Raw genomic sequence first — 20774 nt, 5'->3', positions numbered from 1 at the left:
TCTTCCGGCTGCGTCGCGATGACGAAGTCGCTCCCGGCGTAGGCTGCTGAGCCCGAGGGGGCGGTCGTTCCATACATCACCTCCAGCAAACGCGCTGCGCCTTCCGAAGGCCTGAAGCCCGTCGCGCGCTGTTTATCGGGCGAAGGAGCGCCCGATCGTCGCAGGGTTGCCTCCATCTGGCGACGTAACGTGGGCTCGATCGACCGAACGCCCATGTATAGGGACTTTACAGAGCTGAATATGCGGGTTGTAATGTTGTGTGTAAGCCCCGTCCCCCGCGATGTGCTGTCACGACCACGGTCAATTCAACGAGCCCGGCGCGCGCTCGCCAGGTCGGAGCCCACGATGCGCCCTGAAGAGACCACCGGTGAAGTGTGCCCTGGCCTGCGCGTCGCGCGGCCTGCGTCATCGAGGCCGCGCTCCTCGAGACCCGCGCGCGCCGGGGCCGGCGGGGCTTCCGCCTGCGGCGCGATCTCGCGCGCCTCGCGGGACGCCTACGAGTGCCTACGTCTGTCGCCAAAAGACAGGCTCGGACGGCGCGCGGAACACGAGGACGGGGGCGCGACGCACAATGACGATCTTGGACTTGACCGGGCGGGCGGCTTCATCGATGTACAGAGAGTTGTCTGTCGGGTCTCCCTGCGAGCTCAAGCCCCGTCGCGTCACGGGCGGGCGCCGCGCTTCGCGGCCTCGCCGCGGGCGCGCGGCCGCCGAACGCCTGCCCCTTGCTCGCCGTCGGGCTCTCCCTCAGCGACATCTGCAAACATTGAAACCCCTGGCTCCTGCGAGGTGGTCGACGTCATGCGTTCTCGCCTGAAATCGGCTGCCCGCGGAGAGCCCAGCCAGGACGGCGGGCTGCCTGGTTGAACAGCCCTGGACACCATGAACGCGATCCGTAGACACGTATCGGCCGAAGAGGCGCCTCTTAGCCTACGAGCGCACATCGAGGGGCCCACAAGCTCGACCGCGTCCAGCCCAGGGCAGCAGCCGAGCTCGGGGACCCGCCAAACCCACTCGCGTCGCCGCCCGTTCCTGAGCCGCCTCCTGGCGGCGGGCGAGGCGATCGACGCGGGGGATACCGAGCGCGCGAGGGCCCTCCTCGAGGGCATCCTGCGGGCCGAGCCCGATACGGGGGACGCGTCCGAACGCATCTCTGGCGTGTTTGGCCGGGCGCTGCTCGCCCGCCTGGACGGAGATCGCTCCGGCGACGGGAATCTGTACCTGCGCAGCGCTGGGCCGCGGGACATGCTCGCGGCGTTTCAGCTGCTCGTGCACGCGACGCCGCTCATCCGGTTCGGCTACCTCAGCGCGAACGCGGCCATCGTCGAGGCGTTCCAGGACGAAGGGGAGATCCACGTCATCGACATCGGTGTTGGCGGCGGTACGCAGTGGCCATTCCTGCTACACCGGCTGGCGACGCGGCCCGGCGGGCCGCCGCGGGTCCGGCTGACCGGCATCGATCTGCCGTGCCGGGGCCCTGATCCCGAGCAGCGGCTGCGCTGGGCGGGCGCGTTCATCGGGGGGTGGGCGGAGCGCCTGAAGGTCCCCTTCGAGTTCCACGGCGTCGCGTCCTCGGTGGAGCGCGTCGACTGGAGCCGTATCGCGTCCCGCTCCACTGCGCCCATCGCGGTCAATGCGGCGTTCGCATTGCACCACGTGCCGGATGCCTCGGTGCACGCCACCGCGAACCGCGACACCATCCTCACGAGGATCCGCGCGCTGTCGCCGCGTGTGCTGACGCTCGTCGAGCCGGATGTGGAGCACAACGCGCACCAGTTCCTCCCGCGGCTGTCGGAGGCGATCGGCCACTACTACGCGGTATTCCAGGCGCTCGAGGCGCTGCTCCCGCCGCACATCGCCGCGCGGGAGACCATCGAGCAGGTCTTCTTCGGGCAGGAGGTGATGAACGTGGTGGTGGGCGAGGGGGCCGCGCGGGTCGAGCGGCACGAGCGCCGGGGCGCCTGGCAGCGCCGCCTCCGCATGAACGGCTTCGAGCCGCTCCGCGTCTCGCCGCACGAGTCGCTTGTCCGCGGAGCGCTCCGCCTGAGCCAGGGGTTCGACGTCCGGAGCGACGAGCCCGCGCTCCTGCTCATGCGCAACGGCGTGTCCATCGTGGCGGCGTCGGCGTGGCGTCCGCGGCAGCTCCCGCCGCCATCGCGGTTCATGTCCGGCCTGTTCCGCCGCTAGGAGCGCGGCACAGCGCAGGTGAGCCCATAACGCACGAATCTGCGCCTCTCTACCAACAACCGCTTCCAACAACCGCTTCCCTGTCCGGATCACCTCCGGACGCGAGCGGCTCCTCGCCCTCAGCGCCTCAGGAGGGCGAATGCCACCCAGAGCGCCAGCGCGCCGAGCGCGAGGCAGGCGAGGGCGATCCACAGGGCGCGGCGCTTGTACATTGCGATTTCCTGGAGGTCGCGCCGGTACTCCGGCGTGCGACCGCCCTCGGCCGCGGACCGGGGGGGGTGGAGCGGGAGAGGGCTCAGCCCTTCGCGCCTGACGAGCTCGAACAGCACCGAGCCGCGCGCCTGGGCCCGCGCGAGCTGCCCCAGCAGCTCACGGCGACAATGAAGGCAAAACGTCGATGCATCCTCTTCGATGCCGACGAGGTCGAGCTCCCGCAGCCGCTGCTGCTCCCAGCGCTCCCTGGCTTGCCGGGCCTCGTTGTGCGCGTCCTCTCGGCGGTCGTCGTGGTGCGGGCTATCCTTCTCGCTCATCGCAGCTCCTGATAGGGGGCGCGGCCTGCGTCCCCTAGAAGGATCTATTCCGGCCAGCCGCGAGAAATTCTCACGCAATGCGCCTGGCGACCATGCCGCGCTGGCCGCAAGCCACCCGGACAAGCAGCCGACAGCCGGCGAGCGGCGAGCTCACCGAGCTCAGCGGGTGACGAGCACCTTGAGGGCGCCGGGCGCGGCGGCGGCCGCCAGCGCCTCTGCGGCGCGCTCCAGCGGGAGCCGCGCCGACACGAGGGAGCGGACATCGACGGTCCGGGCCTCGAGGGCGCGCAGCGCTGGCCCGAACAGCCCGCAGCGCGACCCGACGACGGTGATCTCGTTGATGACGAGCTCCGCGAGGTGGACGCTGGAGAGCCCGGCCACCGTGCTCTTGAGCACGAGCGTGCCCCTGGGCCGGGTCGCGCGGACGGCCCTCACGAACCCCTCGGCGGTGCCGGTGGCCTCGACCACCAGCTCGGCCGGATCTCCGGCCCAGGCGTCCAGGGGCGGCGAGGCGCCGGCGTCGGCCTGGCCCGAGGGCTCCGGGCGAACGAGCTCGGTCGCGATGCCCTGCGCGCGCAGCAGGGCGAGCTTCTCCTCGTGTTTGCCGACCGCGAGGACGCGGGCGCCAGCCTGGTGGAGCACCTGCGCGATGAGCAGGCCGAGCTTCCCGTCGCCGAACACGAGCGCCGACGCGCCCGGCGACACACGCACCTGCTCCAGGATCGCGAACGCCGCCGCGAGCGGCTCCGCGAACACCGCCTCCTCGTCGTCGACCCCGTCGGCCACGGCGTGGAGGTTCGCCACGGGCACCGCGACGCGCTCCGCCAGCGCGCCGTCGGCGCCGACGATGCCCATGACCGTGCGTGCCGGGCAGTGCCTGCCCAGCCCGCGCGCGCAGCTCTCGCAGCGGCCGCACGCGAAGTTGATCTCGCCCACCACGCGGCGGCCGCGCCAGGCGGCCGGGCCCTCCACGACGTCGCCGACGAACTCGTGCCCGAGCGTGCCGTGGAAGCCCATGTAACCTTGGATGATCTCGAGATCCGTGTTGCAGATCCCGGCGCACCGCACCTCGACCACGGCCATGCCGGCCGTGGTCGAGGGGGGGTCGCGGTCGATGACGCGCGCGGCCGTTCCGTCCCAGACCAGCGCTCGCACGATCGAGCTCTAGCCCGCCGCGAGCGCCAGCCGGCGCTTCGCCGGCTGCATCAGGTACGCGTCGACCGCGTCCGCGGCCTTGCGCCCCTCCGCGATGGCCCAGACGACGAGGCTCTGGCCGCGCGACATGTCGCCGGCGGCGAAGACGCCCTCCACGCTGGTGCGCCCGCCGTGGACCTTCACGTTACCGCGCTGGTCCATCTCGACGCCGAGCTGCTCGAGCAGCCCCTCGCGCTCGGAGCCGACGAAGCCCATCGCGAGCAGGACGAGCTCGCACGGGATCTCGAACTCGCTCCCCGGGACCGGCACGAACTTCCCGCCTTCCAGCTTCACCCGCGTCGCCTGGAGCGCGCGGACGTGCCCGTGCTCGTCCCCGAGGAACGCGGTGGTCGACACCGACCAGTCGCGCTCGCCGCCCTCCTCGTGCGAGGACGAGGTGCGGAGGATGAGCGGCCACGCGGGCCACGGGTTCGTCAGCGAGCGCTGCTCGGGGGGGCGGGGGAGGAGCTCGAGCTGCGTCACGTGCGCCGCGCGGTGGCGGTGGCTCGTGCCGAGGCAGTCGGAGCCGGTGTCGCCGCCGCCGATGACGACCACCCGCTTGTCCGTGGCGAAGATCGCCTCGCTGTCGGGGATCACGTCGCCGGCGACCCGCTTGTTCTGCTGGGTCAGGAAATCCATCGCGAAATGGACGCCCTTCAGCTCCCGGCCGGGCACCGGCAGGTCGCGCGGCCGGCGCGCCCCGCCGCACAGCACGACGGCGTCGTACTGCTCGCGCAGGGCGTCGCCGGTGATGTCGACGCCGCAGTGGACGCCCGTGCGGAACGTCACCCCCTCGGCCTGCATCTGCTCCATGCGCCGGTCGATGAGGTGCTTCTCCATCTTGAAGTCGGGGATGCCGTACCGGAGCAGGCCGCCGATGCGATCGTCGCGCTCGAAGAGCGTCACGTCGTGGCCCTTGCGCGCGAGCTGCTGGGCAGCAGCGAGCCCGGCGGGCCCCGAGCCGATCACCGCGACCTTCTTGCCCGTGCGCTGCTTCGCGATGACCGGCGCCACCAGGTTCCGGTCGAACGCGCGATCCGCGATCGCGCGCTCGACGTTCTTGATGGTGACCGGCTTGCCCTCGATGTTCAGCACGCACCCCGCCTCGCAAGGCGCGGGGCACACGCGCCCGGTGAACTCGGGGAAGTTGTTCGTCGCGTCGAGCGACGCGATCGCCTCGGGGAGGCGATCGCGGAACATGTGATCGTTCCAGTCGGGGATCAGGTTCCCGAGCGGACACCCGTCGTGACAGAACGGGATGCCGCAGTCCATGCACCGCGCTGCCTGATCGCGCAGCTCGGCGTCGGGGACCGGGAGCTCGAACTCCTGCCAGTCGTTCAAACGCTCCGAGACGGGCCGCTTCTTGATGTCGACCCGCTGGATCTCGAGGAAGCCTCGTACCTTACCCATGGGCGGCCGACCTCTCTCCCGTGCTCAGGGGACCCGCGTTGGCGGGGATGTAACGTCCAGTGGAAACATAGGGGGTGGAAGGAGAAAGGAGAGACACGAGCCTGTCGGACCCGTCCGCCCCGTTCGTCGCGGGCGACGCCGCGGCCTCCAGGGCGCGGCGGTACTCGCTCGGGACGACCTTCACGAACTTCGACAGGACGGCCTGCCAGGACTCGAGCAGCTCGATCGCCTTCCGGCTGCCCGTGCGCCGCACGTGCTCCTCGAGCAGCGCCCGCACCGACTCGGCGTCGGCGGCGGTCATCGTCTCGAGCTGCACCATCTCCTTGTTGCAGCGCGCCTCGAAGAGCGCGTCCTCGTCGAAGACGTAGGCGAGCCCGCCGCTCATGCCGGCCCCGAAGTTGCGGCCGGTGGTGCCGAGGATGATCACGGTGCCGCCCGTCATGTACTCGCAGCCGTGGTCGCCCACGCCCTCGACGACGGTGGTGGCCCCGCTGTTCCGGACCGCGAAGCGCTCGCCCGCGCGGCCGTTGAAGAACGCGCGGCCGCCCGTCGCGCCGTACAGCACGACGTTGCCCACGATGACCTGATCGTCCGGCCGGAACGGCGCCTCGCGCGGCGGCCGCACCGCGACCACGCCGCCCGAGAGGCCCTTGCCGACGTAGTCGTTCGCGTCGCCCTCGAGCTCGAGCGTCATGCCCCGCGAGGCGAAGGCGCCGAAGCTCTGGCCGGCGCTGCCGGCGCACTTGACCACGATGCTGTCCTCGGGGAGCCCGGCGCTGCCGTGGCGGCGCGCGATCTCGCCGCTCAGCATCGCGCCGAGCGTCCGATCCGAGTTCTTGACGCGGGTCTCGATGACGACGGGAGCCCCGCCGTCGATCGTCGCGCGCGCCTTCTCGATCAGCTTGAGGTCGAGCACCCGGTCGAGCTTGTGGTCCTGCAGCTCCACGCAGTGGGTCGGGCTCGTGAGCGCCTCCTTCGGGCGGTACAGCACCTCGGAGCAGTCGATCTTCCTCGCCTTCGGGTGGAGCCCGGCGCTCCGCTGCACGATGCAGTCGGAGCGCCCGACCATCTCGGTCAGCGTGCGGAAGCCCAGGCGCGCCATGATCTGCCGGAGCTCCTCGGCCACGTAGAAGAAGAAGTTGATGACGTGCTCCGGCGCGCCTGTGAACTTCTTGCGGAGCTCGGGGTCCTGCGTGGCGATGCCGACCGGGCAGGTGTTGAGGTGGCACTTGCGCATCATGATGCAGCCGGTCGAGACCAGCGGCGCCGTGGAGAAGCCGAACTCCTCGGCGCCGAGCAGCGCGGCGAACGCGACGTCGCGGCCCGTCATCAGCTTGCCGTCGGTCTGCACGATGGCGCGGCCGCGGAGCCCGTTCATCACGAGCACCTGGTGCGCCTCGGCGAGGCCGAGCTCCCACGCGACGCCCGCGTGGTGGATCGACGTGAGCGGGGAGGCGCCGGTGCCGCCCGAGTCGCCGCTGATCAGCACCACGTCGGCGTGCGCCTTCACGACGCCCGCGGCGATGGTGCCGACGCCCGCCTCGGCGACGAGCTTCACGCTGATGCGCGCCTTCGAGTTGATGTTCTTCAGGTCGAAGATGAGCTGCGCGAGATCCTCGATCGAGTAGATGTCGTGGTGCGGCGGCGGCGAGATCAGCGTCACGCCGGGCGTCGAGTGGCGCACCTTCGCGATCACCGCGTCGACCTTGTGGCCCGGGAGCTGGCCGCCCTCGCCGGGCTTGGCCCCCTGCGCCATCTTGATCTGCAGCTCGTCGGCGTTCACGAGGTACTCGGCCGTGACGCCGAACCGCGCCGAGGCGACCTGCTTCACAGCGCTCCGCTTCGAGTCGCCGTTCGGCAGCCGGAGGAAGCGCACCGGGTCCTCGCCGCCCTCGCCGGTGTTCGACCGCGCGCCGATCCGGTTCATCGCGATCGCGAGCGTCTCGTGCGCCTCCTTCGAGATGCTCCCGAAGGACATGGCGCCCGTGGCGAAGCGCTTCACGATCGAGGCGGCGGGCTCGACCTCCTCGAGCGGCACCGGCGGGCCCGCGGGCCTGAAGTCCCACAGCCCGCGGAGCGACATCGGGTGCTCCTGCTGCTCGTTGATGATGGAGGCGTACTCGGCGTAGCTCTTCGCGTCGTCGAGGCGGACCGCCCGCTGGAGCGAGGCGATCGACTGCGGCGTCCAGAGGTGCCGCTCGCCGGACACGCGGAAGTGGTGGTGGCCGCCGACGTCGAGGTGCGCGCGCGCCCGCTCGCCGTACGCCGCGTGGTGGCGCGCGAGCGCCTCCTCCGCGATCTCGCGCAGCCCGACGCCGCGGACGCGCGACGCCGTGCCGGTGAAGTACGCGTCGATGACGAGCTGATCGATGCCGATCGCCTCGAAGATCTGCGCGCCCTGGTAGCTGGAGAGCGCGCTGATCCCCATCTTCGACATGATCTTCAGGATGCCCTTCTTGAGCCCCTTCACGTAGCGCGAGCCCGCCGCGGTCGGCGAGAGGTCGGCGCCGAGGGTCTTGTCGCGGCACATCGCCGCGATCGACTCGAACGCGAGGTACGGGTTCACCGCGCCGGCGCCGTAGCCGATGAGCAGCGCCATGTGGCCGACCTCGCGCGCCTCGCCGGTCTCGACGATGATGCCCGCGCGCGTGCGCGCCCCCTCGTTGATGAGGTGGTGGTGCACGGCGCCCACCGCGAGCAGGCTCGGGATGGGGGCGAGCGTCTCGTCGATGCCGCGGTCGCTGAGGATGAGGATGCTCGCGCCGTCGGCGATCGCGCGGCTCGCGTCCTTGCAGAGCTTCGCGAGCGCGGCGCGCAGGTTGTCCTCCGGGTCGCCGTCGACCGGGAAGTACATGGGCAGCGTGGCCGCGCGGAAGTCGGGGAAGACGTTCTTCCGCAGCTTCGACAGGTCGTCCTGCGTGAGGATCGGGTGCGGCAGCTCGAGCATCCGGCACTGGCGGGGCGTCTCCTCGAGGAGGTTGCCCTCGCCGCCGACGCAGCTCACGAGCGACATCACGATCTCCTCGCGGAGCGGGTCGATCGGCGGGTTCGTGACCTGCGCGAACAGCTGCTTGAAGTAGCGGAAGAGCAGCTGGGGCTTCTCGGAGAGCACGGCGAGCGGGATGTCGATGCCCATCGAGCCCACCGGCTCCTCGCCGAGGGTCGCCATCGGCCCGAGGATCATCCGCAGGTCCTCCTCGGTGTAGCCGAAGGCCTGCTGCAGGCCCCGGAGGTCCGCGTGCGGGATGGTGTAGAGGCTCGGCACGTCCTCGAGGGCGCGCAGATCGATCTTGTTCTCGGCGACCCACGCCGCGTAGGGCTTCTGCGTCGCGACGCGGCGCTTGATCTCGTCGTCGCTGACGACGCGACCCTCGGTCGTGTCGACGAGGAACATCTTGCCCGGCTGGAGGCGCCCCTTCTGGATCACGCGCGCCGGCTCGATGTCGAGGACGCCGAACTCGCTCGCGAGCACGACGAGCCCGTCGCTCGTCACGACGTACTTCGCGGGGCGCAGCCCGTTCCGGTCGAGCGTCGCGCCGATCAGCCGTCCGTCCGTGAAGCACAGCGCCGCGGGGCCGTCCCACGGCTCGATCAGACAGCCGTGGTACTCGTAGAACGCCTTCTTCTCGGCCGACATGTCCGGGTCGAGCGCCCAGGCCTCGGGCACGAGCATCATCATCACGTGGGGCAGCGAGCGGCCGCTCGCGAGCAGGAAGTCGACCACGTTGTCGAGCGCGGACGAGTCGGAGCCGCCCGGGCGGATGATCGGCTTGAAGTCCTCGATCGCGTTCGCGAAGACATCGCTCTTCAGCAGCGCCTCGCGCGCCGACATCCACGCGGTGTTGCCGCGCACGGTGTTGATCTCGCCGTTGTGCGCGATGACCCGGTACGGGTGCGCGCGCTCCCACGTGGGGAAGGTGTTCGTGGAGAAGCGCGAGTGCACCATCGCGAGCCGCGACACGGTGCGCTTGTCGGACAGATCGGGGTAGAACGCCGCGACCTGCTCCGCGAGCATCAGGCCCTTGTAGACGACCGTCCGCGACGAGCACGACGTGATGTAGAAGTCGTCGGCGTTGGCGGCGCGGCCGGCGCGCTTGCGGATCGCATAGAGGACCTGCTCGAAGGACTGGCGAGGCGCGACCCTGCCGATGAACAGCTGGCGGATCGCGGGGCGCGAGTCGCGCGCGATCGGGCCGAGCGCCGCGTCGTCGATGGGGACGTCACGCCAGCCGAGGACGCGCTGTCCGTGGTGCACGACCGCGGCCTCGAGGATCGCCTCGCACTGGCGGCGCCGCGACGGGAGCTGGGAGAAGAACGCCGTCGCGACGGCGTAGTCGCCGGGAGCGGGCAGCGCGATGCCAAGGGCGGCCAGGGACGTGGCGTACAGCTCGTGCGGGATCTGGAGGAGGACGCCCGCGCCATCGCCGGTGCAGGGGTCGCAGCCAGCGGCGCCGCGATGGGTTAGATTTTCGAGGATCTCGAGCGCTTGGCAAACGACCTCGTGCGTCGCTTCACGGCGGAGCGTGGCGACGAATCCGAGACCGCATGCGTCGTGTTCGAAAGCCGGATCGTAAAGACCTTGTCGTTGGGGCAGAGGCATGGTGCTGACTTCACACGCGCGTAGCACAGGTGGCACAGGGATTGGAGCCCTAGTTTAATGCGGCGCGCCAGGAGCCGCGGAACCGGGCCCAAAATGGGGGAGGGGTGTCGCCTTGACGGTGGGCCGCCGCGCCCGGCGGCGGCGCTCGGCAGTGGACGCCCGTCGTCGGCCGTGGTGTGGGTGGGGGCGGCCGGCTCGCCGGGCCGGCCCCCGGCGGCGCGGTATTCGGATGAAGCTCTTCGCCCTCAGCGATCTCCACGTCGGGTATGCGGAGAACCGGTGGGCCATCGAGCGCATGACGCCGCGGCCGAGCGACTGGCTCATCCTCGCCGGTGATCTCGGGGAGACGGAGCAGCACCTCCTCTACGTCCTCGAGACCCTGGGTCCGCGGTTCAAGCGGCTCGTGTGGGCGCCGGGGAACCACGAGCTCTATACGATGCCGAGTGAGCGCGGCGGTCCGCGCGGCCAGGCCCGGTACGAGCGGCTGGTCGAGCTGTGTCGGAGCCGCGGCGTGCTCACGCCGGAAGACCCCTACGTGCTCTGGGACGGCGAGGGCGGACCGCACGTGCTGGCGCCGATGTTCCTGCTCTACGACTACAGCTTCCGGTCGGACGGCGTGCCCGAGCGCGACGCGGTGGCGTGGGCCATGGAGAGCGGCGTGCTCTGCAGCGACGAGGAGCTGCTCGACCCGGCCCCCTACGCGAGCCGGCCGGAGTGGTGCCGGGCCCGCCTCGCCGCGACGGAGGCCCGCCTCGGCGCGCTCGAGGGGCGCCCCACGGTGCTCATCAACCACTTCCCGCTGCGCGAAGAGCTCGTGCGGCTGCGGCACATCCCGCGCTTCTCGATCTGGTGCGGGACGCGGCGCACGCACGACTGGCACACGCGGTTCCGCGCGCGGGTGGTCGTGTCAGGGCACCTCCACATCCCCCGCACCGACTGGATCGACGGTGTTCGTTTCGAGGAGGTGTCGTTCGGATACCCGCGCCAGCGGCCCATCGAGCGCAGCGCCGACAGCTGCCTTCGGGAGATCCTGCCGGGCCCTGCTGGCGCGGCGCCGCCGGGGATGTAGATGCTCACGATCGGCCCCGGCGCCGCGCACCTCTGGTACGTCTTCTGCGACTCGGCGCGCGACGAGGCGTTGCTCGAGGCGTACCACCGGCTGATGGCGCCTGACGAGGCGGCGCAGCAGGCGCGCTTCCTGTTCGCCGAGAACCGGCACGAGTACCTGCTCACCCGCGCCCTCGTGCGCACGGTCCTCTCGAAGTACGCGGACGTCGCGCCCGAGGCGTGGTCGTTCGTCCGGAACGAGTTTGGCCGCCCGCAGATCGCCGGACCTCCGGGGGTGCCGCCGATCCGGTTCAACCTGTCGAACACGCGGGGGCTGATCGCCTGCCTGGTCGCGCTGGATCGCGACGTGGGCGTCGACGTCGAGGACACCGAGCGCGCGAGCGGCGCCGTGGACATCGCCGATCGCTTCTTCTCGCCGGGCGAGGTGAGGGCCCTGCGCGCGCTGCCGCCGGAGAGGCAGCGCGCGCGCTTCTTCGAGTACTGGACGCTCAAGGAGTCGTACATCAAGGCGCGCGGGATGGGGCTCGCGATCCCGCTCGACCAGTTCTCGTTCCACCTGGACGACGGACCGGCGATCGGCATCTCGTTCGATCCGCGGCTCGGCGACGACCGCTCGGCCTGGCAGTTCGCGCTCTACCAGCCCTCGGCGCGGCACACGATGGCCGCCGCGATCCGCAGCGGGGGCGGACCCCCGCTGTCGATCGAGCTGCGGGAGACGGTGCCGCTGCGCGACGGCGGATGAGCGACGGCTGGGGCCGCCCGCGCGGTCGTCAGTCGGGCCGCGCGATCGAGAGCTCGACGTTGCGCCACGAGGGCTCTCCGCGGCCGTCGTCGCCGAAGCCGGAGGTGACGTCCACGACGGCTCGGCGGCGCCCTTCGGCGGCGATCGGGTCGTCGTCGACGGCGTAGTCGAGGGCGGCGCCCCGGATGGCGACGAAGCCGTTGTCCTCGTCCCAGATCTCGATGACGCGGACCTGATGGGGGTAGTCGGCGAGCGCGGAGGTCTCGAGCTCCCAGTACGCGTGCCCGCCGGCTGGCGAGACCCGGGTCACCCGGTGCACGTGGGTGTGTCCGGCGAGGTGGAGCAGGACGTTGTCGTAGCCGCCGACGAGCGACTGCCACGCCTCGACGTCGATCGCGCCGGGCACGGCGGGGGTGCCCGTCGCGGCGAAGGAGCCGTCCCCGAGCGAGCGCGACGCGTGGTGGGACGTGAGGATGACCCACCTGCGCTCGCGCTTCGCGCGGTCGAGCGCGGGACGGATGAACCGATCGACGTCGTCCTGGAGGATCACGCCGTTCGGCCCGCCCGTCTCGGCGGCCGAATCGAGCACGATGACGCGAAGGGGCGTGTCCTTCATGTCGAACTCGTAGAACGCTTTGCCGTACGCGCGCTCGTCGGGCCCGATCCCGTGCCCGTCGCCGGTCGCCGCGACCCGATCGAGCAGCTCGGGGCCGCTCAGCAGCGCTCTCTTCGGGTCGGGGACGACCTCGCCCGTGATCACCGGAGCGCCGGGGAGAGACCAGTCGCGCGTCCCGCCGTCCGACCAGCTCCCCGTCGCGAGCTCGGCGCGCGTGTGCACCGGGAAGTTCCCCTGGTGCAGGACATCGTGGTTGCCGGTCACCCATCGCCAGGGCACGAGCAGCCCCTCGGCGAAGAACGGATCCTTGGGATCGTTGTCGGGGCCTGGCACGGGGTCGTCGTCAGCGCCCGAGTCGCACTCGACGCGCTCGGCGCCGTCGAGGATGGCCGAGAACCACGCGATCTCGTTCGTCTGCGCGCTGTCGGCGTTGTCGCCGCCGAGCAGGACGAAGTCGATCGGCGTGCTCCGATGGAGCGCGTTGATCGTGCGGACGGCGGCGTTGAGGATCCGGCACTCGTGCCCTTCCTGCGGGCGGAACGCCGACGCGAACACGCCGGGCGAGTCGAAGAGCGCCAGCCGAGTGGGCGACTCGTCGTCTGTGAGCTGGGTGTCGGCGAGGTGGACGAACCTCGTCAGGAGCGTCGGCCGCGCGCCGCGCGGCGGTGGAGGGGTGTCGTCGAGCGTCGCCGGGGCGAGCGGCTGCCCCGGCCCGCTCTCGAGCTCGCCGTAGCCCTCCGCGAGCATCTGCTCGATCTCCGCCGGGACAGCGGGGTTCCTGTCCGGTGGATCGGCCACCGCGGCGCGCGGCGCCCAGGTGCGAGCGGTCGTCAGCGGCGGCGCGTCGCGGAGCGCTGGCAGCGGTACCGGCGCAGACAGCAGCGCCGGAGCGACGGACTCCTCCCCGGCACACGCCGCGAGCGCAAGGGACGCAAGGACGAAGCGCGCCGCGGGGCGACCCGGGCGCGCTCGCGCGATCCACCGCCGACCGGGCTCGAATGTTGCGATGCCCACCGCTCGTGTCTGGCTCATCGCTTCCATACATGACAACACCACAGCGCCCGATCAAGAAATGTTCGCTCGGGCGGTAGCGCTGCCGTTGGGGTCGGCGCCGACCGAGGAAGAGAGAGCGCAGAACGCGCGTAGTGCGCCCCACGTCGCGCAGCGCGGCGCCGCGGAGCATCATGTCGAGGCGCACGAGCGAGCCGAGCCATGGTAGGGCGGAGCCGCGGCCGGCGCGCCGGCGGCTGCTAGGATGCGGCGCGTCCGAGCCGGAGGCGCTCGTCTCGAGGTCATCTATGGTCATTTCGCGATTCCTGGGTTGCGCGCTCGCGGCGGCGACGCTGGTGAGCTGCAGCGAGCCCGAGCCCATCATCGAATACCGCTACAGCGCCTACGAGGGCGACGCGTATCCGGACCGACTCCCTGAGATCACGATTCCGGAGGGCGGGATGGGCGTGGTGAGCGATAGCCTCTCCGATACGATCTCTCTTGTCTCGCTCGCGACCGGGGAGCGGTTCGGCGTCCACCCCGTCGGCCGCGATCCCGTGACGATCGACGGGCCTCACCATGTGGCCGTGGACGCCGCGGGCGGCGCCGTCTACGTCGCGCTGTCGTACCCTGACGTCGCCGGCGCGATCGGCCCCCACGCGGTGCACGGCGGGAGCGTGGTGGCGGGCTACGTCCAGAAGCTCGCGCTCGACGATCTGCGCATCCTCGGGCAGGTGCGCGTCGAGGCCAACCCGGGCGATATCGTGATCTCGGAGGACGGCAAGCGCGTGGTCGTCTCTCATTTCGATCTGAAACGCGTGCTCAGCAACCCGGGCGACGCCGAGGCGGCGCGCTCGTCCCTCGCGGTGATCGATCCCGAGGAGGTCCTGCTCTCGGGATCGCCCGATCCGGTGTTCATCCCGGTCTGCATGGCCGCCCACGGCATCGCCCTCTCGCGCCCGGACGGCGCCCGCGCCTACGTCGCTTGTTACGGCGAGGACGTGCTCGCGATCGTCGACCTGACGGACCCTTCCGCCGAGGTGAAGCGCGTGCCTGTGGGGTCTACCTCCAGCCCGTCGCCCCACGCCAACAACTACGGACCCTACGCGGCCGTCATGTCGCCCGATGGGAAGACCATCGCCGTGAGCAGCACGGAGAGCAGGGACGTGCGCTTCTTCGATGTCGCGTCGGAGACGTTCGACGATTCCCGGAAGATCCTCACGATCGGCGCGCCCTACTTCCCCTCGTGGACCCCCGACGGGAGCGCCATCTATGTGCCGACCCAGGTGCCCGACACCATCGTGCGGATCGGCGTGACCCCGGACGACGATGGCGTCGTCACCCGGAACATCGCCGACGAATGCATGCGGCCGCACCTCGCGCAGCTCGACGAGGAGCACGGGCTCTTCGTCGTCTGCGAGGGCGATCGGAGCACGACGCCCGGCAGGGTGCTCCGGCTCGCTCCAGAGACGCTGGAGACGCTGAGCGACACGGAGGTGGGCCTCTATCCCGACGGGCTCGCGCGCGTCGCGCCGGAGGCGCCGTGAGGGCGCCCCCGAGCCTTGCGGCCGCGCTCGCGTGCGCGGCGCTGCTCTGCGGCTGTCCGGGCGATCCCGAGACGAAGGTCGTCGACGCGACGGCCGTCGACCACGGCGCGGCGCTCTTCCGGGACCCGTCGATCGCGGAGACGCGCTTCAATCGCTATTCCTGCGCGACGTGCCATGAAGCTGTCGCCGGCGACGCGGGCGACGCCATGCTCCCGGGCGCCCCGCTGGCCGGCGCCGTCGAGCGCCCGCGTTACTGGGGCGGGCAAGAGGTCGAGCTCCTCGGCGCGATCAACCATTGCCTCTACTACTTCATGACGAAGGACCTGCCCTGGACGGCCGACGACGACGCTGCGCAGGCCATCTATGCCTACCTGGAGTCGCTGCCCAGCGATGGCGGAGCGGCCGAGGCCGTCCCCTTCACGCCGGTCTACGAGCTGAGCCAGATCCCGGCTGGCGACGCGGCCGCGGGCGGGCGCATCCACGAGCGCGCCTGCGCCTCGTGTCACGGGCGCGCCCATTCGGGGGAAGGCCGGCTCGTGGCGCGGGCGCCGGCGCTGCCCGACCAGACGCTGGAGGAGCACCCGCTCGGCGAGTACACGGAGGCCGACCGGCGGCTGGTCTTCATCGAGAAGGTCCGGCACGGCGGGTTCGTCGGCTACGGCGGGCAGATGCCGCCGTTCTCCCGCGAGGTCCTCTCCGATGAGGAGCTCGGCGATCTGCTCTCGTTCTACGGGCTGCCCTGGCCTCCGTGAAGCGCGCCGAGAAAGCCGCGAGGATCGCCGAGATCCTCGACCGATTGTACCCGGCCCCGCCCATTCCGCTGGCCCACGACGATCCGTATTCGCTGCTCGTCGCGGTGATGCTCAGCGCCCAGACGACGGACAAGATGGTCAACGCGGTGATGCCGGCGCTCCTCGCGCGCGCCCGGACGCCGGCGGCCATGGCGGCGGTGCCCACCGAGGAGATCGCCCAGCTCATCCGGAGGATCGGGTTCGCGCCCACCAAGGCGCGGCACCTGAAGGCGCTGAGCGAGCGGATCGCGACCGAGCACGGCGGCGTCGTCCCCGCCTCGTTCGAGGCCCTCGAGGCCCTGCCGGGGGTCGGTCACAAGACGGCCTCGGTGGTCATGGCACAGGCCTTCGGCCACCCCGCCTTCCCGGTCGATACCCACATTCACCGGCTCGCGTTCCGCTGGGGGCTGTCGTCCGGAAAGGACGTCGTCGAGACGGAGCGCGACCTGAAGCGCACGTTCCCACCCGAGCAGTGGAACAAGCTCCACCTGCAGCTCATCTACTTCGGCCGCGAGCACTGCCCGGCGCTGCGCCACGACATGACCGGCTGCCCCATCTGCAGCTGGGCCGCGCGCGCGCACCGACGATGACCGCGGCGCCCGGCGGCCGCCGAAGATGGGGGCGGGTACAATGCCGCCAGCGAGGCCGGCAGCGTATCGAGGCGGCGCGTTTCCGTCAAGCAGGGTGCAACGTCCCGGCGATTTCACGCGCGTGACCACCCGCCGCCGCGCTGCGGCGCGAGGCGGCCGCGCGAGGTCGTGTGCGGGTGTGCGGTTCCCGGTCGCGGCGCGCCTGCGGTTCGGGTAAGGCACCTCTGTGACAAAGATTGGATTTGAGATCATCGGGACGGGCCACTACGTGCCCGGAGAACCTGTCACCAACGACGACCTCGCGCGGGTGATCACGACCTCCGACGAGTGGATCTACCAGCGCTCCGGTATCCGCCAGCGCCATTACGCGCCGGACGGCGTGGGGGTGAGCGATCTCGCGTGCGAAGCGGCGAAGCGCGCGATCGCGTCGGCGCGCATCGCGCCGTCGGAGATAGATTACATCCTCTTTGCCACGATGACGCCGGACTATATTTTTCCCGGCTCCGGGGCGCTGCTCGGCGCGAAGCTGGGCATTCCAGGCGTCCCCGCGCTCGACATCCGGCAGCAGTGTGCCGCGATGCTGTTCGGCCTCCAGACGATCGACGGGCTGATCCAGACCGGGGCGGCCAAGACCATCCTGTTCGTGGGCGCAGAGGCGCACGCCGGCTTCATGCCCTGGGAGGACTGGGGAGCGCTCGACCCGAAGAATGGCCGATCCGCGACGCCGGAGGCGCGGGCGCACGCCGACCGCCACCGGAACCTCGCCGTCCTGTTCGGGGACGGGTCGGGCGCGCTCGTCCTCCGCGCGACCGATCGGGACGCGGGTCTGCGCGGCAACAAGATCTGCTCCGATGGACGCTTCGCCGAGCTCCTCTTCGTGCCGGGCGGCGGCTTCCGCTCGCGCCCGTACTGGAAGCCGACGTCGTTCGACGAGGACCTGCATATCCCCCGCATGGATGGCCGCGAGCTCTTCAAGTTCGCGGTGACCAAGCTCCCGGCGACCGCGCGGGAGCTCTGCGCCTCTCAGGGCCTCGCGATCGAGCAGATCGACGTGTTCCTGGCGCACCAGGCGAACGGCCGGATCAACGAGCACATTCGCAAGGACCTCGGCGTGCCCGTCGAGAAGCTCCCGAGCAACATCGATCGATTCGGCAACACGAGCGGCGCCACCGTGCCCATCCTCATCGACGAGGAGATGCGCGCCGGAAGGGTGAAGAAAGGGCAACTCGCCATGGTGCTCGCGCTCGGGACCGGCGTCCACTGGGGATGCGCGCTCTGGAAGCTCTGAGCGGCTGAGCGGCGGCGCCTCGCTCGCAGGCGCCACCGTCCTCCTCGTCATCGTCGTCGTCATCGAGCCGCGGTCGCGCCTGGCGTATTGCGTCCGGCGCGGAACGCTGCGGAAATTTCGTGCGATCGTGTCGCGACGGATTGCGCGTGGCGTATCCCTTGTTACGTTTCCATCAACGCCCGCAGCAGACCCCGTGTTTGCAGTGCGATCGACCTGGCGACTTGGCGCGGGCGCTACCGGGAAGGGAGTCACCTCAGGGCTCGGCTGCACGGCCCCTCCCGGGCCAGCGGCGGATTGCGCACGAAGCACCTGACGCGCAGCAGGCGAAGCGCAGCAGGTAGAGCGCAGCGCGGGACCTACCCGCAGGGGTGCGGTATTCGCGAGTGCGCGTGGATGCGTGTGAATGCGCGTCAATGCGCGTCAATGCGCGTAATGCGCGTGAATGCGCGTGAATGCGTGAGCGTATGTGTTCGGATGTCGTCTCTTGCCGCTCCTGCTCATACGGTTGTGGGCCATTCACTTCATTGGAGCATGTTTTCTTTGATGGCGAGGACGCAAACTCTTCGCATTGACTCGGACGCGCAATTATCGGATTTTGCACACTGAGGTGAGTGTGATCGGAGAACACGGAGCGTCGATCTTGAGAGACACACCGACCCAGCTTGGGCTCGGCCGGTATCGTCCCATCGCGAAGCTCGGCCGCGGCGGGATGGCAGACGTCTTCCTCGCGATGGCTCACGGGCCCGCCTCGGTGAACAAGCTGGTCGTCGTCAAGCGTCTCCGCAGCTCCGGGGACGAGGAGGATCGCCAGGTCCTCATGTTCATGGACGAGGCCAAGCTCTCGGCTCGCATGAACCACCCGAATGTCGTCCAGACCTACGAGGTCGGCAGCGATCGGGACGGCTACTTCATTGTGATGGAGTACCTGGAGGGCCAGCCGCTGAAGCGCGTCATGAAGGCGGCTGTCGAGCGGGAGTCCGGCACGGGCGGGCTCGTCCGCGGCACGTGGATCCGGATCGTGGCCGAGGTGCTGCGCGGGCTCCATTACGCGCATGAGCTCTGCGATTTCGACGGTCGGCCTCTCGGCATCGTGCATCGCGACGTCTCGCCTCACAACGTCTTCATCACGTACGACGGCGCGGTGAAGCTCGTGGATTTCGGCGTGGCCAAGGCCGTCGTCAACGCCTCCAGCACCGAGAGCGGGACCTTCAAGGGCAAGCTGACGTATATGGCGCCCGAGCAGGTCACGGCGGGCAAGACGGTGGACCGCCGGGCGGACATCTTCGCGGTCGGCGTCGTGCTCTGGGAGCTGCTCGCCGGGCGGCGGCTGTTCGAGGGCGATCAGATCACCGTGATGCACCAGCTCCTGCTGGGGAAGATACCGCGGCTCTCCACCGTCGTTCCGGGGATCCCCATCGCGCTCGATCAGATCGCCGCGAAGGCCCTTGATCGCGAGCCATCGAAGCGCTTCGCGACGGCGCAGGAGATGTGCGATGTGCTCGAGAACTACCTTCAATGGTCGGGCGAGGACGTCCGCAGCGAGTTCCTCGGCGCCTGCATGCGGGGGATCTTCGCCGAGAGCCGGGCCTCCATACGCCAGCAGATCAAGGCGCAGATCGAGCGGGTGGCCAGCGCGTCGCTGCTGAGCGACGCCTCCAGCCAGGTGACGATGAGCGGCATCGGCGTCGCGATGGCTCCCTCGTGCTCCGGCTCGGGCAGCAGGCTCCCCTATGTCGGGGAGTCCAGCCGGTCGGGCGTCGAGCGCGTGTCGGGCCTCGAGCGGGCGTCGGGCGCCGAGCGGCCCAGGACCCCCGTGAGCGACTCGGTGAGCCTGCGAGCGACAACGTCGGGGCCCGTGTCGACCTCGAAGCGCGGCTACCTGATCGGCGCGTCCGCCCTGACCGCGCTGGTCGCGCTGGTCGGCGGCGCGCTTCACGTCGCGAACCAGCGCGCGGCCGCCCTCGATGCTCCTGCGGCCGCGGTCGCTTCGCACGGCGCCGAGGCCGGGGAGACCGTCGAGAAGAAGCCCGAGGAGGGCCCGAGGGCGAGCGTGACGATCTCGAGCGATCCGCCCGACGCGACCGTGAGCTGGAAGGGACAGACGCTCGGCAAGACGCCGCTCAAGACCGAGCTGCCCGTGGGCACGCAGGTCGTGGTCGTGTCGAGGTCCGACTGCTTCGATGAGACGCTCATGCTGGCGCTCTCACCCGCGGAGGCCGTGGAGCGCTCGGTCAAGCTCCGCCCCAAGGACTTCGCACGCCAGTGATCCGGGGGTGCATCCGCCCGTCCTCAGCGACCGGATGCACCTCCGTGACGACGGCTAGGCCGGCGACCTCATGGCGTCATGAGCCGTGATGGAGGTTGGCGATCACCTTGGTGACGCCGTCGGCGTCCAGCGCCTCCTTCACCGCCTCGGTTGCCTCCTTCACGCTGGCGACGTTGCCTTGCAGCGTGACCACGCCGTCGCGCACCGTGACGTGCAGCTTCTTCACCGCGTCGTGATCGCTGTCCGCGAGCTTGCCGCCGACCGCGTTGCGGAGCATCTCGTCGGACGGGCGCGCGCCGGTCCGCTTCGCCTCCTTCGTGGCGATGACCGAGCCGTCGCGGCCGAAGGTGACCTTGTAGTCGTTGTCCTTCGCTGCCTTCGTCCACTCTTCGCGCTCCATCGCGGCGGCATTTCCGTCCTGCTTCTTGGCTCCCTCGGCCTGGCCTTGTTGTGCGGGCTGCGGCGTGGCTTTGTCCTTGGGCGCGGCAGGCGGCGCCGACTGCGGGCGCGCGCCCTGGTTGTCCTTGAGCGCGCCGGTCTGCTCGCCGGCCCTGTTCATCTGATCGTTGGCATCGCGGCCCGCCTGGCGCCCGCGCTCGGCGAGCTGCTCTGCCTTCTCGCGCGTCTCCTGGCCGAGCTGCTGACCCTCCCGGGCGAGCTGCTCTGCCTTGTCACCCGCGCGCCCGGCCTGCTCTCGCGCCTCCTGGCCGAGCTCCTTGCCCTCCTGGGCGAGCTGCTCCGCCTTTTCTCCCACGCGCCCGGCCTGCTCGCGCAGGTCTTTGGTGGGCGTCTGGTTCGGGCCCGGAGGCGGTTCGCCTCTCCTGATCGTCTGGTCCCCGGGCTCGCGGACCGCTCCTTCAGCTCTCTCGCTCTCGCTCCTGCAGGACGTGCCGGCGAGCGCGAGCGCGAGGATGGTTGGGCCGGAGAACCAGCGTATTCTGCTCATCGTGCAGCG

Annotated in this window: 14 protein-coding genes; 8 read left to right on the top strand and 6 right to left on the bottom strand. The window is 70.6% G+C overall.

Annotated features, from left to right (window positions below; translation table 11 throughout):
* Positions 1-882: 882 nt before the first annotated feature.
* A complete protein-coding gene (locus WMF27_RS25135; RefSeq protein WP_437766350.1) occupies positions 883-2187 on the top strand; it encodes a GRAS family protein in 1305 nt (434 codons plus the stop codon).
* 119 nt (positions 2188-2306) lie between these two features.
* On the opposite strand, the gene WMF27_RS25130 is transcribed toward WMF27_RS25135, so the two are convergent.
* From WMF27_RS25130 to gltB, 4 genes are all read right to left on the bottom strand, one after another.
* The gene (locus WMF27_RS25130) at positions 2307-2717 is read right to left on the bottom strand and encodes a hypothetical protein (RefSeq protein WP_437766351.1); all 411 of its coding nucleotides are present in this window, start codon (positions 2715-2717) and stop codon (positions 2307-2309) included.
* Positions 2718-2876: 159 nt separating this feature from the next.
* On the bottom strand, positions 2877-3872 hold the full coding sequence (locus WMF27_RS25125; RefSeq protein ID WP_437766352.1) for an MDR/zinc-dependent alcohol dehydrogenase-like family protein: 996 nt from the start codon (positions 3870-3872) through the stop codon (positions 2877-2879).
* Between the two features lie 9 nt (positions 3873-3881).
* The gene (locus tag WMF27_RS25120; RefSeq protein ID WP_437766353.1) at positions 3882-5321 is read right to left on the bottom strand and encodes a glutamate synthase subunit beta; all 1440 of its coding nucleotides are present in this window, start codon (positions 5319-5321) and stop codon (positions 3882-3884) included.
* Positions 5314-9921, bottom strand: a complete 4608-nt coding sequence (gltB, locus tag WMF27_RS25115; protein WP_437766354.1) for a glutamate synthase large subunit — start codon at positions 9919-9921, stop codon at positions 5314-5316. Before gltB ends, WMF27_RS25120 begins: the two co-directional genes overlap by 8 nt.
* A gap of 229 nt (positions 9922-10150) precedes the next feature.
* On the opposite strand from gltB, the gene WMF27_RS25110 reads away from it, so the two are divergent.
* Positions 10151-10990: a metallophosphoesterase family protein gene (locus WMF27_RS25110; protein WP_437766355.1), complete on the top strand. Its 840-nt coding sequence runs from the start codon at positions 10151-10153 to the stop codon at positions 10988-10990.
* Complete coding sequence (locus WMF27_RS25105) at positions 10991-11731, top strand: 4'-phosphopantetheinyl transferase family protein (RefSeq protein WP_437766356.1); 741 nt, start codon at positions 10991-10993, stop codon at positions 11729-11731.
* Between the two features lie 28 nt (positions 11732-11759).
* Here WMF27_RS25105 and WMF27_RS25100 read toward each other — a convergent pair whose 3' ends face one another.
* On the bottom strand, positions 11760-13379 hold the full coding sequence (locus WMF27_RS25100) for a metallophosphoesterase (protein ID WP_437766357.1): 1620 nt from the start codon (positions 13377-13379) through the stop codon (positions 11760-11762).
* Between the two features lie 266 nt (positions 13380-13645).
* On the opposite strand from WMF27_RS25100, the gene WMF27_RS25095 reads away from it, so the two are divergent.
* From WMF27_RS25095 to WMF27_RS25075, 5 genes are all read left to right on the top strand, one after another.
* Positions 13646-14884, top strand: coding sequence for a YncE family protein (locus tag WMF27_RS25095; RefSeq protein WP_437766358.1), 1239 nt, complete (start codon positions 13646-13648; stop codon positions 14882-14884).
* Positions 14881-15636, top strand: coding sequence for a c-type cytochrome (locus WMF27_RS25090; RefSeq protein WP_437766359.1), 756 nt, complete (start codon positions 14881-14883; stop codon positions 15634-15636). Before WMF27_RS25095 ends, WMF27_RS25090 begins: the two co-directional genes overlap by 4 nt.
* Positions 15633-16265, top strand: coding sequence for an endonuclease III domain-containing protein (locus tag WMF27_RS25085; RefSeq protein ID WP_437766360.1), 633 nt, complete (start codon positions 15633-15635; stop codon positions 16263-16265). Before WMF27_RS25090 ends, WMF27_RS25085 begins: the two co-directional genes overlap by 4 nt.
* A gap of 226 nt (positions 16266-16491) precedes the next feature.
* The gene (locus WMF27_RS25080) at positions 16492-17553 is read left to right on the top strand and encodes a 3-oxoacyl-ACP synthase III family protein (RefSeq protein ID WP_012237684.1); all 1062 of its coding nucleotides are present in this window, start codon (positions 16492-16494) and stop codon (positions 17551-17553) included.
* Between the two features lie 640 nt (positions 17554-18193).
* Positions 18194-19819: a protein kinase domain-containing protein gene (locus WMF27_RS25075; RefSeq protein WP_437766361.1), complete on the top strand. Its 1626-nt coding sequence runs from the start codon at positions 18194-18196 to the stop codon at positions 19817-19819.
* Between the two features lie 76 nt (positions 19820-19895).
* Here the strand turns inward: WMF27_RS25075 and WMF27_RS25070 are convergent, their stop codons facing one another.
* Entirely contained in the window at positions 19896-20765 is an 870-nt protein-coding gene (locus WMF27_RS25070) for a BON domain-containing protein (RefSeq protein ID WP_437766362.1), read from the bottom strand.
* Positions 20766-20774 lie beyond the last annotated feature (9 nt).

Origin of the sequence: Sorangium sp. So ce281, from assembly GCF_051527395.1 — a bacterium.
Taxonomy (GTDB): Bacteria; Myxococcota_A; Polyangia; order Polyangiales; family Polyangiaceae; genus Sorangium; species Sorangium cellulosum_B.
Note: the sequence above shows the minus strand (reverse complement) of the source record. Positions and strands in the feature narration are given on the sequence as shown.